Here is a 14,735-nt window from a genome sequence, read left to right on the forward strand (position 1 = left end):
TAAAAAAAAAGCGCGCAGAGCACTCTGCACGCTTTTCTATCCCGCTTATTTGAATTCTGCAACCAATTTGTCAAAATCAGCTTGGCTCAGCTTCATATCCTGCTTGGCAAGTCCTTCTTCTTTAAAGCCGGTAACGAGGTTCTCGTAGCTCGGCTTCGTTTTGTTCTGATAAATAATGCCGGTCAGCATGCCGTCGGTTTCCATCAGCTTCGTCATCGCCTGGATCCGGTTGTTCGGATCGTAATCCGGGATCGTCTCCAGATCCACGATATTCTCCTTGAACCAGTCGTACGTGTTCACTTTGTTGAAGGTGACGCACGGGCTGAATACGTTAATCAGCGAGAAGCCTTGGTGCTTGATGCCTTCTTCGATGATGTGTGTCAGCTGCTTCAAGTTGCTGGAGAAAGACTGCGCCACGAAAGTCGCACCCGCAGCAAGCGCCATCTCAAGAGGCGCCAGAGGCGTTTCGATCGAACCGCTCGGCGTACTCTTCGTTTTGAAGCCTTCGCCGCTTCGCGGAGACGTCTGGCCTTTAGTCAGGCCGTAAATCTGGTTGTCCATGACGATATAGGTCATGTCGATGTTCCGGCGGATCGCATGGACCGTATGAGCCATACCGATCGCGAATCCGTCGCCGTCGCCGCCGGAAGCCAGAACGGTCAGCTCGCGGTTCGCCATTTTAAGCCCTTGGGCAATCGGCAGGGAACGGCCGTGGATTCCGTGGAAGCCGTAGCAGTTCACATAGCCGGAGATACGGCCGGAACAGCCGATACCGGAAACGATCGCCAACTGCTCCGGTTCCAGTCCTACGTTCGCGGCCGCGCGCTGAATGGAGGCCTGGACGGAGAAATCTCCGCAGCCCGGGCACCAGTTAGGCTTTACATTGTTGCGAAAATCTTTTAACGTTGCCATGCTACAGTCAGCTCCTTGCATTCTTGATAAACTTCGGACGGCAGGAACGGGGTTCCGTCGTATTTCAGCATGTTTATGATTTTATCGGCACTGCCTGCATTCAGCTTGATCAGATTCGCCAGCTGCGCAGTCGCATTATTTTCAACGACAATTACATTTCTTGCTTTCTCCAAATGAGGCTTCAGCTCTTCGGAAGGGAAAGGATGCAGCAGACGAACGTGAACATGGTTCGTTTTGAGACCGTCCTTCTCCAGTCTGCCTCTTGCTTCCTCAATCGTTCCGCCCGTCGAGCTCATGCCGATGATCAGGACATCCGGCTCTTCATGAGGCGCATTGGCGAGAATCGGGTTGGTTACTTCCACGTGCTTGAGCTTCTCCAGGCGCTTATCCATCATTTTCTTCCGGTTTACCGGACTCTCGGACGGACGGCCTTCCTGGTCATGCTCAACGCCTGTCACATGGTGCAGGCCGTATTTCGCGCCCGGCAGCACACGCGGCGATACGCCGTTCTCCGTAAGCTCGTAACGCTTGAACAGTTGTTTGCTGTCCTCCACTTCCTCGGGCTGCGTGACGAGGTTGCCGCGTTCAATAACGATTTTATTATAATCCAGCACTTCGGAAGACTGCTTGCCCAGCGAAAGCTGGAGGTCTGTCAGCAGAATGACCGGAAGCTGTAATTTTTCCGCAATGTTAAACGCTTCGATCGTATCGTAGAAGCATTCTTCGATCGTGCTCGGCGCGAGTACGACTTTGGGGATCTCGCCGTGCGTGCCGTAAATCATGGCGTTCACGTCACTTTGTTCCTGTTTGGTCGGAAGTCCCGTACTCGGGCCGCCGCGCTGTGTATCCACAATCACGACGGGCGTTTCCGTCATGCCCGCCAGACCGATCGCTTCCATCATGAGGGACAGGCCCGGACCAGCCGAGGCTGTCATGGCGCGTACGCCGCCGTAGCTGGCGCCGATTGCCATCGTACAAGCCGATATCTCGTCCTCTGTCTGGATGACGGCTCCGCCGAATTTAGGAAGCACCTTCGTCAAATATTCCATAATCTCCGAAGCCGGAGTGATCGGATAAGCCGGCATGAAGCGGCAGCCGGCGGCTACAGCCCCGAGAGCGATGGCGTCGTTGCCGATCATGAACAGCTTCTGCTCGCCGTCCGCAGGCTCCAGCTGCAGTTCCGCGATCGGACCGCCTGCCAGCTCCAGCACGGATTCCGCGCCTTTGCGCACCGCTTCGATATTCTTCTCGACCACGGCTGCGCCTTTGCGTCCGAATTCCTCTTCGACCGCTTTGTTGAATACATCTAAAGGCAGCCCCAGCAGCGCCCAGGAAGCGCCGGAAGCCGCCATATTTTTAAACAGGGAAGTTCCAAGCTCTTCCGCAATCGCCGTGATCGGCACCGGGAACAGACGCGCGTTAACGCCTTCCGGCAGGGTGGGATTAAACTTCGCGTCCGCGACAATCACGCCGTGGACTCCCAGCTCATGAGAGTTCAAATCAATCGTTTCCTGGTCGAAAGCAACCAGAATATCCAAATCATCGGAAATCGAGCGAATCGGTTTCGTACTGATACGGATTTTGTTGTTCGTATGTCCTCCCTTGATGCGCGAAGAGAAGTGACGGTAGCCGTACAAATAGTATCCGAGACGGTTAAGCGCCGTCGAGAAAATACGGTCCGTACTTTCTACACCCTCCCCTTGTTGTCCCCCGATCTTCCACGATAACTGACTAATCACCTTGCGTTCACTCCTTTTGATGGTGAGCTGCTCCGCCTCTTGCAAACCATTTTGCAAAACGAGCCCTGCTTTAGAACGATGCTTGTATGATAGATTGTAGGATATAAAAAAATTTTTTCAAGCTATCCAAATTCTATTCCTAGACCCCGCAAATTGCAAGGGTTTTCCGTAAAAGGGACAGATAGCTTTTTTAGATGATACCCATATCAAAAAGAGATCGCTCTCTAGGACACCGGCAGACTGCGTTCCAGAAAGGCATACCCGTTCTGCCAGAGGAATTTCTGGGCTTGGACGGGCGTGTAGTGCTTGTACAGTTCATTGGCCAGGTTCGCGTACATGCCGGCATTTTCCAATCCACGGATATATTTGTCTATCCCGTCGAAGTCGGATCCGAAGCCGATAAAGTCTTCTCCGCCCAGCGAGCAGATGTGATCGATATGCCGGAAAAGGTCGGTAATAAATACCGAACCCGCCTTCTTCACAAACCAGGGAACGAAGGTAATTCCGATCATCCCTTTACGCTCGATAAGGCAGCGGATTTGTCCATCGGTCAAATTCCGCGGATGGTCGCATGCCGATTTGGCATTGGAGTGGGAAGCGAACAGATGCAGCCCGGGTACATCGGCTGCTTCCCAGAAAGCTTTTTCCGAGAGGTGAGAGGCATCGAACAACAGCCCGAGCTGATTACTTTCTTTTATCAGCTGCTGTCCCCGGAGGGTGAAGCCCCCGTTTCGGGTCTCCATGGCCCCGTCTACCGCCCAATTGGCAAAATTCCAGGCGGGTCCTATGCTTCTGAGCCCCAGCCGGTACAGGATACGCAGTTGAGCCTGGCTGCCCCTCAGTCCTTCCGCGCCTTCCAAAGTCAGCAGCACACCCCGTTTTCCTGTGGTCAGCACGTGCTGAAGGTCCGAGCGGCTCTGGATCAGGACGATATTCGGATTGCAGAGCACTCTTCTGTACAAAATATCGACATACTCCAGAATGTGTCCCACATCCGGGTTCTTGATTTCCTCCGGCAGGTAGACCGCCATATACTGGATTTTGACTCCCCCCTGCTTCATAAGCGGGTAGCTTACATCCAACAGAGGCTCGGCCGCATTAAAATCAAGCAGCGGATTCCGGTACATCTTCATCAAAGCATCGCAGTGAGCATCGATAATCATGGTTACCTCCAGACTTTTTAATGGAACCTGCCTTTCACGATGCGAAAAAAAACCTGTCTACAGAGTATGTAAACAGGTCCGTTCATGTATGTACAACCCGAGGAGCGCTCGTGTATCATCTCGGTTCTACGATGAGTTTGATCGCCGTGCGGTCTTCCCCGTCAATGACGATGTCTGTAAAGGCGGGTACACAAATTAAGTCGACTCCACTGGGCGCCACAAATCCTCTAGCGATCGCTACCGCTTTGATTGCCTGATTCAGAGCACCCGCGCCAATGGCTTGAAGCTCCGCCGCTCCGCGCTCCCGTAACACGCCTGCAAGCGCCCCTGCTACGGAGTTTGGATTGGATTTTGCTGAAACTTTTAATACTTCCATGGAAAAGTACCTCCTTGGGTTGATGGATAAAGGATTAAGGATTAAGGTTTCCTCTTTCCATCCTATTCGGACAGGTGATCAAACATTCCTGAACCGGTATCCCCGGGAGATCCAAGTTAAATTCTGTGGCAGAAAGCCGATTGCCGCATGTTCTTATTCGAAAAGAAGATCTTCCTCGTTGATCCGAATGAGTTCGATCTTGCCGGCTTTGCCTGTCGTATCGTCAAGATCTATGACGGTCGCATGAAAATGCCACTGCCCTTCGTCTACGACGAATCTTACCGGCAGCTGCGTCGTAAACTTCCGCAGAACGGCTGAACGCTCCATTCCGAGAACACCGTCCCGGGGACCTACCATGCCTACATCCGTTACGTAAGCCGTTCCCTGCGGCAGCACGCGGTTATCGTTCGTCTGGACATGTGTATGCGTGCCTACAACCGCCGAAACACGACCGTCGAGATGCCAGCCCATGGCAATTTTCTCCGACGTAGTCTCCGCATGAAAATCAACGAAGATATGCTTGTACTTTCCTTTCGCCGCCTCGAGAATCTCGTCTACCTTGCGGAACGGGCAGTCGATCGGGGGTAGAAAAGTCCGTCCCTGCAGATTGATCAGCAGGATTTCCTGGTTGCGCACCTTCAAAACGGTATGTCCCCGGCCCGGCGCTCCTTCGGGAAAATTGGCGGGACGCACCATCTGGACTTCATCGTCGATGAAATCAAAAATCTCTTTCTGGTCCCAGGTGTGGTTTCCGAGTGTGATTCCATGAATCCCGAGCTGGTACAGCTCTTTCGTAATTTGCGAGGTAATCCCCCGGCCTGCGGCCGCATTTTCCCCGTTCGCGATAAATATGGCATTCGCATATTTTAATTTTAATTTAGGGACCATCGTTTTTACTGCATTCCGACCGACAGATCCGACAATATCTCCGATAAATACGATCTTAATAACCCATCACTCCTGCCTCTTTCTCTTTCCGGCTAAAAAAAGGAAAAGTGGCTTACGCAGCCACTTTTCACAAGTATACTTCTTTTATTTGGCGTATTCAACCGCGCGGGTTTCACGAATGACCGTGACTTTGATATGACCGGGATAGTCAAGCTCGTTCTCGATCTTCTTCGTAATATCGCGGGCAAGTCTGAACGCTTCCGCATCGTCGATTTTCTCCGGTTGAACCATGACGCGAACCTCGCGCCCGGCCTGGATGGCGTACGATTTCTCCACACCTTCGAACGATTCGGAGATGCCTTCAAGCTTCTCAAGACGCTTGATATAGGTTTCCAGCGTTTCCCGGCGTGCACCCGGTCTTGCCGCAGACAATGCGTCCGCCGCTCCGACGAGCATGGCGATAACCGAGGTCGCTTCCACGTCTCCGTGGTGGGAAGCGATACTGTTCACAACGACAGGATGTTCCTTGTACTTTTTGGCGATTTCAACACCGATTTCAACGTGTGACCCTTCCACTTCGTGGTCAAGCGCTTTACCGATGTCATGCAGAAGCCCGGCACGTTTCGCCAATGTCACGTCTTCGCCGAGTTCTCCAGCCATCAAACCGGAAAGATAAGCAACTTCCATCGAGTGTTTGAGAACGTTCTGTCCGTAGCTTGTACGGAATTTGAGACGTCCCAGGATTTTGATCAGATCCGGATGCAGACCGTGTACGCCCACTTCGAACGTAGCTTGTTCTCCATACTCGCGAATCCGCTCGTCCACTTCCTTGCGGGATTTCTCCACCATCTCCTCGATACGAGCCGGATGGATACGTCCGTCGGCCACGAGCTTCTCAAGCGAGGTCCGCGCGATTTCCCGGCGGATCGGATCAAAGCCGGACAAAATAACGGCTTCCGGAGTATCGTCGATAATAAGATCGATCCCCGTCAAGGTTTCAAGTGCTCGGATATTACGGCCTTCACGACCGATAATCCGGCCTTTCATTTCTTCATTCGGAAGACTTACGACAGATACCGTCGTTTCGGCAACATGGTCGGCAGCGCAGCGCTGAATGGCGAGCGTGATGATTTCACGCGCTTTCTTGTCGCCTTCTTCTTTGGCCTGCTGCTCTATTTCTTTAATAAGTTGTGCGGTTTCATGACGAACTTCCTGTTCAACGCCGGATAGGATGATGGTCTTCGCTTCTTCCATGGTCATGCCGGAAATGCGTTCGAGTTCCGAAACCTGTTTGCGGTAGAGCTCATCAATCTGATTCTGCGTTTCTTCAATTCTCTTCTCTTTGTTGGCGACTTGCTCTTCTTTGCGTTCAAGAGATTCTAATTTTTTATCCAGCGACTCCTCTTTTTGCAACAATCGTCTTTCATGTCGTTGAGATTCATTTCGACGTTCACGAATGTCTTTTTCAGCTTCGGCCCGGAGCTTATGAACTTCATCTTTAGCTTCCAATACCGTTTCTTTTTTCAGTGCCTCCGCTTCTTTGCGGGCATTTTCTACAATTTGTGCAGCGGCAGTTTCAGCACTGGAAATTTTCGCTTCTGCAAGAGACTTGCGGATAAAATAACCAATCCCTAAGCAAATAACGCCAACAACGAGAATGATCAGGACCCAGATAATTGGATTCATCATGTTCACCTCCTCGTTGGTTCCTCCAAGGTGTTAGCTTGGGATGATTCGGTTTTTTTAATCCGATATTCGTTTGTTCAAGCCGTATGGACCACATTCCGTGCTAGAAAATGGTTCGGTTTGTTTGTCCGTACAACGGGGGTTGTTCGGAACAGCATGGAGCAGAAGCAATCTTGGCGGAAATCGCTTCCGTTACCTCATAGAAAATCTGATGATTTTTTATGAAAATATACAATTGTATTTTATCTGTTCACAAAGAACATTGTCAAGCTATTGGCTTCGTCAACCGTGCCTGAGTACGCTTTCATGGAGGTGCTATTCCTCATTTTCGAGCTCTTCGTCGGAAAGCCGGCGCATCACATCGTTAACGAGCGAAGACGGATAGCCGCGCCGAAGCAGAAAAGCCATCGTTTTTCTTTTGCGGTCCACCCTCTCGCCTGACACTGTTTTCCATTTCTTGCGGCCCACAATAAGGGCCCCTTCCATTTCTTCCTCCGTATCGACCGCAGACAGCGCTTTGGAGATTTCGTCGCGAGAGAGGCCTTTCTGAGCCAGCTCATAGCGGACCGCGTTTCGGCCTTTGCGCTGGTATTGAATCCGCTGCTCCGTCCAGAGCTTCGCGAAATCGGCATCATCCAGGTACTTTTGTTCCAATAAACGGCCCACCGTCCAATCTATCAGCTCGGCTTCGTAGCCGAGGTCCTTAAGCTTCATCTTTACTTCCTGGACGGATCTGGGCCGGACCGCCACGAAACGGATCGCTTTCAGATAGGCTTCATGCTTCTCGTCTTCCTCCAGCGCTTCCCGCAAACGCTGCGCATCTATCTGTTCCCCTTTGAGCAGGCGGTTCTTGATTAGAATATCTTCATGCACGGAGCAGGTATATTCCTCATCGACATAAACGTTATATCGTTTCTTGTTACGTTTTTGCCGTTCTATTCCCGTTATCACGGAAGCTTCTGTTTCGTCTTTCATGAGCTCTTTCCCCTTTCGGCATCTTATAGGTCCATAAACAAAGAAAAGCTCCCCAGGGAGCTAAAACAAGGCCGCATCCTGCGTTGTACGTAAGAGGCGGCCCTTGTCCTTATTCTTCGTCTTCCTTAAAGAGTGCCAATTCTTCGTCCGGATCGTCTACATCCACGCCTGTTGGAGGAACTACATTCGTAAGATTGCACGCTTCTCGGATTTTTTGTTCAATAACCTCGGCAATTTCCTTGTTTTCCTTGAGGAATTGCTTCGAGTTCTCACGTCCCTGGCCGAGACGGTCGCCGTTATAGGAATACCAGGCACCGCTTTTATTCACGATATCCAGTTCCGTTCCGATATCGATGATACTACCTTCACGGGAAATGCCTTCGCCGTACATAATGTCAATATCGGCCTGTTTGAACGGAGGCGCTACTTTATTCTTCACGACCTTGATACGGGTACGGTTACCGACCATATCGTTGCCCTGCTTAATCGTTTCAACACGGCGAACATCCAAACGCACGGTCGAGTAGAATTTCAATGCGCGGCCGCCCGGTGTTGTTTCAGGGTTACCGAACATAACGCCGACTTTCTCACGCAATTGGTTAATAAAGACGGCAATAACCTTCGACTTGTTGATGGCACCGGAAAGTTTACGCAGCGCTTGCGACATCAGACGGGCCTGAAGACCGACGTGGGAATCCCCCATCTCGCCTTCGATTTCCGCCTTAGGAACCAGAGCGGCAACGGAGTCGATAACGATAATATCAACCGCTCCACTGCGTACAAGAGCTTCCGCGATTTCAAGCGCCTGCTCGCCTGTGTCCGGCTGGGAAAGCAGCAATTCGTCGATGTTGATTCCGAGCTTGCTTGCATAAAGCGGATCAAGAGCATGCTCCGCATCGATAAATGCGGCTTGTCCGCCGGACTTTTGCACTTCCGCGATTGCGTGAAGAGCGACCGTTGTTTTACCGGAAGATTCCGGTCCATAGATTTCGACAATTCTACCGCGAGGAAAACCTCCGGTTCCAAGTGCTATATCCAAAGCAAGGGAACCGCTGGGAATGGTCTCCACCTGCATGTGTGTTGATTCTCCGAGTTTCATGATCGAACCCTTGCCAAACTGCTTCTCAATTTGGCGCAATGCCATTTCTAATGCGGCACGACGATCTGACAATACACTCACTTCCTTTAACTGTTATAGGTATATCATACCTTCTTTTTCACCCGTTGCCAAGTATTTTTTCGAACATACATTCGTTTTTTTTGTGACAGCCTTCAATCCCCGTCCGGTAAGGAATTCAGACAGAAAGCTCCTCTTATTAAAGGGAAACGGCGCTCCTTTCGGTCGTTGCGCGGCAAAAAAATAAAAACCGCAGCAAAGACAAATTCTTCGCTACGGTTCTTCCGTTAACATACTTCCATTATAGCTTAATAGTTGCGGTTTTTCAACAAAAAACGCCGATCAGCCGTCCGCTTTTACAAGTTTCCAAAGCTGGTGCAGAGCCGTTTTGGCCGCTCGCATCTTGATTGTCTCCCGCAGCCCGGGAAGCTGGAGCTTCTGAACGTGAATATCTCCGTCCCTGCAGCCGACTCCGACATAGACAAGCCCGATCGGTTTGCCTTCCGAGGTAGTCGGTCCGGCAACACCCGTCACGGACACGGCATAATCCGCATTTGTGCGCTCCAGCAGGCCGCGAACCATCGCCTCGGCCGTTTCGGCGCTGACCGCTCCCGGAGCATCCTCGCCTTCCAGCAGCTCCGTAGGAACGCCGAGCATGCTGTGCTTCATTTCGTTGGAATAAGAGACGACTCCGCCCAGAAATACCGAGGAACGTCCCGGGATAGACGTAATCAAATCACTCAGGAGTCCGCCGGAACAGCTCTCAGCCGTTGCCAAGGTCTGATTTCTGGATTGAAGTATCGTCAAGACGGCTTCCTCGATCGGAATATCCTCTTCCGCATATAAATGTTCCCCTACGCGGCTGCGGATTTCCCGCTCGACCTGCTCCATCTTGCGGAGCGCTTCTTCTTCCGTGTGCGCTTTCGTCGCCAGACGGATCGTCACCTCGCCCTCCTTGGCATAAGGAGCGATGGTCGGATCGGTCTGTTTTTCGATGAGATCGAACAGCTTATGCTCTAGAGAGGACTCGCCGATTCCGGCAAACTTGAGCATCTTCGAATACAAAGGCATCTCGTCGGTCATCAGGCCGCTTAACCAGTCTTTGGCGTAACGCTCGAACATCGGCTTCATTTCCTTCGGCGGGCCGGGAAGAAGCAGATACCGGGTCCCCTCGTGATCCAGGCCTAGCCCTACCGCCAATCCCGTATCGTTCGGAAGCGGCTCCGCTCCTTCGATCATGTTCGCTTGCCTGGAATTGCTTTCGACCATATGAAGCCCCTGCGAATCGAACAGCTCGCGGATCTTGGTCATCGAAATCTCGTCGATAAAGAGCCGGCGGCCGGTCATATCGGCCAATACGTCCTTCGTAAGATCGTCCAGAGTCGGACCGAGTCCTCCCGTCGTGATAACCAGATCGGCCCGTTTGCCGGCTTGTTCCAGCGCTTCCCGAATGCGGATGGGGTTGTCGCCTACGACGGTCTGGAAATACAAGTCGATGCCGAGCATCGCGCACTCCTGCGCCAAATACTGAGCATTCGTATTTAAAATCTGCCCCAGCAGAAGCTCTGTTCCGACGGCAATCAATTCTGCTTTCATGCTGTAGATCCTCCTTCACTTATGTGAACTTCCATTTGCGGGCCTGGTCATTTCTTCCTGCTTCGCTTGTTAAAAAATAAACGGCCGGACAAACCCGTCCGCCTGTCCGATCCCAAACGCTTGTCCCCACGAACAGCCCCGTTAGTTGTATGGTTCGCGTGAACATCCGGATTCCATTCCCTGCTGCTGCATCTATCCCGTGTCATCCCCAGCTTGTTTCCGAAGACGAAGAAAACACAGTATCTACTGTGTTTTCTCGGAAAAATCAATAACATGCTTATTTTTAATGAAGTAATCGAGCCCGGAGTACACCGTGATGATCGCGGCAATCCAGCTTGCGATCAAATCGAACGGAACGTTGATAAACGCAAACGGAAAGTTGTTGATGAGCAGCGCAATAATCGCCGTGATTTGCGCCGCTGTCTTAGCTTTACCCCATTTGCTCGCCTGAATAACAGCCCCCTCCAGCAGTGCGATCTGCCTGAGTCCGGTAACGGCCCATTCGCGGCTGATGATCACGATCACGATCCATGCGCCCAGTTTATCCATTTCAACGAGAGACACCAGCACGGCGGTTACAAGCAGCTTATCGGCCAGCGGATCCAGCAGCTTTCCGAGGTTCGTGACCAGCTTGTTTTTACGGGCGATGTAGCCGTCCAGACTGTCGGTGCTCGCCGCGATAATGAAAATGAGCGCAGCGATAATCTGGTTGTACGTGATGGAAAACGTTTGAATCTTAATATGCGGAAACTGAATGTTCACAAGCAGGAAGAACATAATAATCGGTACCAGGAAAATCCTGACAAGTGTAATTTTGTTGGCTAAATTCATGATGCGATTACCTCCCCGGAGAGGTCGAATTCAAAGGAGTGGGTAACCCGCACTTTTACAACGCCGCCTATTCCGATATTTTTGCCTGTCACGAATACTTCCCCGTCGATTTCCGGCGCATCGTATTGGGAACGGCCGATATACACATCGTTGGGGCCGTCGTAGCGCTCGATAAGCACATCCACCGATTCGCCCAGCCTGCGGCCACCGCGACGATTGGATATCTCGCGCTGAAGCTCCATCAGAGCAGCCGCGCGGTATTCCTTTGCCGCGTCCGGCATTCTTTTGCGGATTTTGAGAATAAGTTCCCGGGCATCCTTCTCTCTTCCGGGACGTCTCATCCGTTTGAGGATAGCGTCGGAGCTGTGCTGCAGCGGCATATCTATGTATTTGCAAATCTTCGGATTGGCTGCCATCGTTTCGATCAGCTCATCCGTAAAAAATCCGGGATAGGCGTAATGCAGCCGGACCCATTCGATTCCTTCCACTTCGCTCACCCGTTTTAGCAGTTCGGGAAGCATAAACTTATCGTACAAATCCGTTCCGTAATTCGTGGAATCCTGGGCGATGAGGCTAACCTCCTTAACCCCTTGCGAAGCCAATTGCCGTGCTTCCGAAAGAACGGACTCCATCGAACGGCTACGGAATTTTCCCCTCATAATCGGAATGGAGCAGAACGTACAGGCCTTATCGCAGCCTTCCGCGATTTTGCCGTATGCGGTATACCGGGGAGTAGAAACCTTGCGCGGAAGCGCTTGCTCGTAGTTAAACACCGGGTTCCCGACATAGACCGGCTTCTTGCCTTTCAAATTCCCGGTTCTTTTAAAATCGGCCATATCCAGAATGGTATTAACCGATTCTTCTTTGGCAGCATCGATAAATCCGCACGTATTTACAATGATCACGGTGGCTTCTTCGTTGTTCTCGACCACGCTGTACCCCCGCTGATCGACCAGTCCGGACATGAGCTCGGAATCCACCAAGTTTTTCTCACATCCAAGCGTTACTACCCTTATCTTTTCCGTCATGCTGAAACCTCCAAACGTCGTAGCAAAGCCATCGTTACAAGTATAATACAACGTTAATCCGAGTGTCAAAATAGCGAAACCCTCCGATATCCGCGGGAAAAACCGGGATTCCGGAGGGCTGCCTTTACTTATCTGAAATTGTCAAACTGCAGATCGATAGGAAGATCGGCGCCTTTCAGCATTTGAATCACTTTCTGCAAATCGTCTCTGCTTTTGCCGGTTACACGGATGGAATCTCCCTGAATCTGGCTCTTCACCCTCAGCTTGGAATCCCGGATCATGATGTTAATCTTCTTTGAGATATCCGCTTCGATTCCTTGTTTCAGCTTGACGCGCTGGCGGACCGTTCCCAAAGAAGCCGACTCGATTTTGCCGTATTCGAGATTTTTAAGGGCAATGCCTCGTTTAGCCATCTTGGCATGAAGAATGTCAATCACGTTCTGAAGCTTGAAATCGTCGTCCGAAAGAAGAACGAGTTCTTCTTTTTCCAATGTGATCTCGCTCTTGCTGCCCTTGAAATCAAAACGGGTTTCGATTTCTCTCTTGGCCTGCGTAATGGCGTTGTTTAATTCCTGCATATCCAGCTTGGATACGATATCGAAAGAACTTTCCGAACTCATTATGGCTTCGTCCTCTCCTGCGTTTTTACAACGATAGATTCACGATTAAGGCTGCGGCTGCAGCGTAATTTTAATATTTTTAGGGTTGGAGGCATCTCCGACGTTGAGCTCCTGCCCGTTTACGGTGATTTTAGCGGCATTGGCCGCGCCTACACGAATCTGTGCGGTAGTCGTCAAGGAGAACGTCTCCGTTTCGCCCTGCTTCAGAGTTCCCTGTTTCTCCATCTTCTTGCTGTTGTTCGGGAAACTGTCGACTCTATACCAGCACTGCGTCCCTGCCGCCGTAACGGTAATGTCGAGCTTACCGCCCACTGCCGTGTAATTGTCCAGACTGCTGCTGCTGTTCACAAGCGTCAAAGCTCCTGCAGGCGTCGGCGTCGGTGTAGGCGTAGCGCTCGGCGTCGGTGTAGGGGCCGGCGTAGATGTGGCTGCCGTGTTCCCTCCGTTGCCCGGAGTAGGACTCGGAGCGGCCGTCGCGTTGGGATCCGCCGTATCCGTCAGCCTGTTGGGCTCATTGATCGCGCCCGAGCTGTCTCCCTTGTTGTTCATCACGACGAAATAGTACACAATGGCCGCAATCAACAACACGAACGAAACAACCATAATGGTAGACGCCCACTTGCTGAGTCTGTCCGTGCTTCTGGCTGAGCTCCGGCGCGGTGTGCGGATCGTTTCGACCGTAGGCTCCGGCGGTGCTGCCGGAACCGTGCCCTGATACATGTTCAGAACTTCGTTCGGATCGAGACCGACCGCTTCCGCATAGCTTTTGATAAAAGCCCTCACATAAAAACTGCCGGGCAAAACTTTATAATTTTCCTCTTCAATTGCTTCGAGGTATCTGGTTCTGATTTTCGTAACTTCCTGTAGATCCTCCAGAGACATTCTCTTTTCCAATCGGGCCTGCTTCAATCGCTGACCGAGTTCCGACATGTTCTCACCTCCGTAAATTCAGTGGGTCCTTCCCCTTTAGACGAACAAAACCTCAAAATGGTTCTGTGTTGTAAGTAAAACTGTCATAATTGATTTCTTCGTCCGGGCTGTTGCGAAGTTCGATGATGTAATTGAAATCGTTATACGTATAGTGGGACTCTTTAATAAAAATATCCGGATGCTCGATTACTTTGGTAGAAGGCGTCGCCATAATCTCCTGCAGCAGCGAGAAGTGTTTCTCGTTGGAACGAATGGTCGAAACGATTCCGTCAATGATAAAAACGTTGTTCATGGACATCTCGTCCTCCGAAAGCTGGCTGCGCACGGTCTGCCTTAATAAAGTGGACGACACAAATGTCCAGCGTTTATTGGAACATACGCTGCCTGCAATGATGGACTCGGTCTTGCCTACCCGCGGCATTCCGCGAAGTCCGATCACCTGATTGCCCTCGCGTTTGAATACTTCGCCCAGAAAATCGACCAGGAGTCCGAGTTCGTCTCTTGTGAAACGGAACGTTTTCCGGTCGTCGGAATCGCGTTCTATGTACCGGCCGTGTCTTACGGCAAGAATATCAACCAGTTTTGGGGTTCTAAAGGCGGTTATGGTGATATTATCCACCTTTTTTAACATTTTACCCATTAACTCGATTTTTTCATCATCGTTGGTTTGAAGAAGCATCCCGCGTGTGCGGTCCTCCACCCCGTTGATCGTCACAATATTAATATCGAGCATCCCCATGAGGGAAGCGATATCCCCCAGAAGCCCCGGACGGTTCTTATGTATTCGATATTCCATGTACCATTCTTTAATTTCCAAAACGTAAGCACCTCATTTGCCATGGCACGAATTAGACATTCCGAAGTTATTATTCTA

14 protein-coding genes are annotated in these 14,735 nt (G+C 51.2%); all 14 read right to left on the minus strand.

Going from position 1 to position 14,735, the window contains the following annotated elements:
* Nucleotides 1-45: 45 nt before the first annotated feature.
* Entirely contained in the window at nucleotides 46-912 is an 867-nt protein-coding gene (locus tag AC58P5_RS05290) for a 2-oxoacid:ferredoxin oxidoreductase subunit beta (protein ID WP_497385030.1), read from the minus strand.
* Entirely contained in the window at nucleotides 900-2,651 is a 1,752-nt protein-coding gene (locus tag AC58P5_RS05295) for a 2-oxoacid:acceptor oxidoreductase subunit alpha (protein ID WP_497385031.1), read from the minus strand. Before AC58P5_RS05295 ends, AC58P5_RS05290 begins: the two co-directional genes overlap by 13 nt.
* 224 nt (nucleotides 2,652-2,875) lie before the next feature.
* Entirely contained in the window at nucleotides 2,876-3,814 is a 939-nt protein-coding gene (locus AC58P5_RS05300; RefSeq protein ID WP_497385032.1) for a dipeptidase, read from the minus strand.
* A gap of 115 nt (nucleotides 3,815-3,929) precedes the next feature.
* Nucleotides 3,930-4,190 carry a stage V sporulation protein S gene (locus AC58P5_RS05305; protein WP_005550495.1) on the minus strand — a complete coding sequence of 87 codons (261 nt, stop codon included), beginning with the start codon at nucleotides 4,188-4,190 and terminating at the stop codon, nucleotides 3,930-3,932.
* Nucleotides 4,191-4,343: 153 nt separating this feature from the next.
* Complete coding sequence (locus AC58P5_RS05310) at nucleotides 4,344-5,138, minus strand: TIGR00282 family metallophosphoesterase (protein ID WP_497386030.1); 795 nt, start codon at nucleotides 5,136-5,138, stop codon at nucleotides 4,344-4,346.
* A gap of 84 nt (nucleotides 5,139-5,222) precedes the next feature.
* On the minus strand, nucleotides 5,223-6,767 hold the full coding sequence (gene rny, locus AC58P5_RS05315) for a ribonuclease Y (RefSeq protein ID WP_009674960.1): 1,545 nt from the start codon (nucleotides 6,765-6,767) through the stop codon (nucleotides 5,223-5,225).
* A gap of 312 nt (nucleotides 6,768-7,079) precedes the next feature.
* Nucleotides 7,080-7,739: a RecX family transcriptional regulator gene (locus AC58P5_RS05320; RefSeq protein ID WP_497385033.1), complete on the minus strand. Its 660-nt coding sequence runs from the start codon at nucleotides 7,737-7,739 to the stop codon at nucleotides 7,080-7,082.
* A gap of 109 nt (nucleotides 7,740-7,848) precedes the next feature.
* Nucleotides 7,849-8,910, minus strand: coding sequence for a recombinase RecA (recA, locus tag AC58P5_RS05325; protein WP_497385034.1), 1,062 nt, complete (start codon nucleotides 8,908-8,910; stop codon nucleotides 7,849-7,851).
* A gap of 288 nt (nucleotides 8,911-9,198) precedes the next feature.
* The gene (locus tag AC58P5_RS05330; protein ID WP_497385035.1) at nucleotides 9,199-10,452 is read right to left on the minus strand and encodes a competence/damage-inducible protein A; all 1,254 of its coding nucleotides are present in this window, start codon (nucleotides 10,450-10,452) and stop codon (nucleotides 9,199-9,201) included.
* 243 nt (nucleotides 10,453-10,695) lie between these two features.
* Nucleotides 10,696-11,283 carry a CDP-diacylglycerol--glycerol-3-phosphate 3-phosphatidyltransferase gene (gene pgsA / locus AC58P5_RS05335; RefSeq protein WP_491310944.1) on the minus strand — a complete coding sequence of 196 codons (588 nt, stop codon included), beginning with the start codon at nucleotides 11,281-11,283 and terminating at the stop codon, nucleotides 10,696-10,698.
* Nucleotides 11,280-12,311: a MiaB/RimO family radical SAM methylthiotransferase gene (locus AC58P5_RS05340; RefSeq protein ID WP_497385036.1), complete on the minus strand. Its 1,032-nt coding sequence runs from the start codon at nucleotides 12,309-12,311 to the stop codon at nucleotides 11,280-11,282. Before AC58P5_RS05340 ends, pgsA begins: the two co-directional genes overlap by 4 nt.
* 128 nt (nucleotides 12,312-12,439) lie before the next feature.
* A complete protein-coding gene (locus AC58P5_RS05345; RefSeq protein ID WP_497385037.1) occupies nucleotides 12,440-12,931 on the minus strand; it encodes a YajQ family cyclic di-GMP-binding protein in 492 nt (163 codons plus the stop codon).
* A 45-nt stretch (nucleotides 12,932-12,976) separates the two neighbouring features.
* Nucleotides 12,977-13,861 (minus strand): helix-turn-helix domain-containing protein, encoded by an 885-nt coding sequence (locus AC58P5_RS05350; RefSeq protein ID WP_497385038.1) that lies wholly within the window; start codon nucleotides 13,859-13,861, stop codon nucleotides 12,977-12,979.
* A gap of 52 nt (nucleotides 13,862-13,913) precedes the next feature.
* The gene (locus tag AC58P5_RS05355; RefSeq protein WP_009674943.1) at nucleotides 13,914-14,678 is read right to left on the minus strand and encodes a DUF3388 domain-containing protein; all 765 of its coding nucleotides are present in this window, start codon (nucleotides 14,676-14,678) and stop codon (nucleotides 13,914-13,916) included.
* Nucleotides 14,679-14,735 lie beyond the last annotated feature (57 nt).

It is taken from the genome of Paenibacillus sp. JT31N7, assembly GCF_059692095.1.

Coding starts and splice junctions, on each gene's coding strand:
- pgsA (WP_491310944.1), bottom strand. CDS start 11,283: ATGAATTTAGCCAACAAAATTACACTTGTCAGGATTTTCCTGGTACCG.
- AC58P5_RS05320 (WP_497385033.1), bottom strand. CDS start 7,739: ATGAAAGACGAAACAGAAGCTTCCGTGATAACGGGAATAGAACGGCAA.
- rny (WP_009674960.1), bottom strand. CDS start 6,767: ATGATGAATCCAATTATCTGGGTCCTGATCATTCTCGTTGTTGGCGTT.
- AC58P5_RS05290 (WP_497385030.1), bottom strand. CDS start 912: ATGGCAACGTTAAAAGATTTTCGCAACAATGTAAAGCCTAACTGGTGC.
- AC58P5_RS05340 (WP_497385036.1), bottom strand. CDS start 12,311: ATGACGGAAAAGATAAGGGTAGTAACGCTTGGATGTGAGAAAAACTTG.
- AC58P5_RS05345 (WP_497385037.1), bottom strand. CDS start 12,931: ATGAGTTCGGAAAGTTCTTTCGATATCGTATCCAAGCTGGATATGCAG.
- AC58P5_RS05300 (WP_497385032.1), bottom strand. CDS start 3,814: ATGATTATCGATGCTCACTGCGATGCTTTGATGAAGATGTACCGGAAT.
- AC58P5_RS05350 (WP_497385038.1), bottom strand. CDS start 13,861: ATGTCGGAACTCGGTCAGCGATTGAAGCAGGCCCGATTGGAAAAGAGA.
- AC58P5_RS05330 (WP_497385035.1), bottom strand. CDS start 10,452: ATGAAAGCAGAATTGATTGCCGTCGGAACAGAGCTTCTGCTGGGGCAG.
- AC58P5_RS05305 (WP_005550495.1), bottom strand. CDS start 4,190: ATGGAAGTATTAAAAGTTTCAGCAAAATCCAATCCAAACTCCGTAGCA.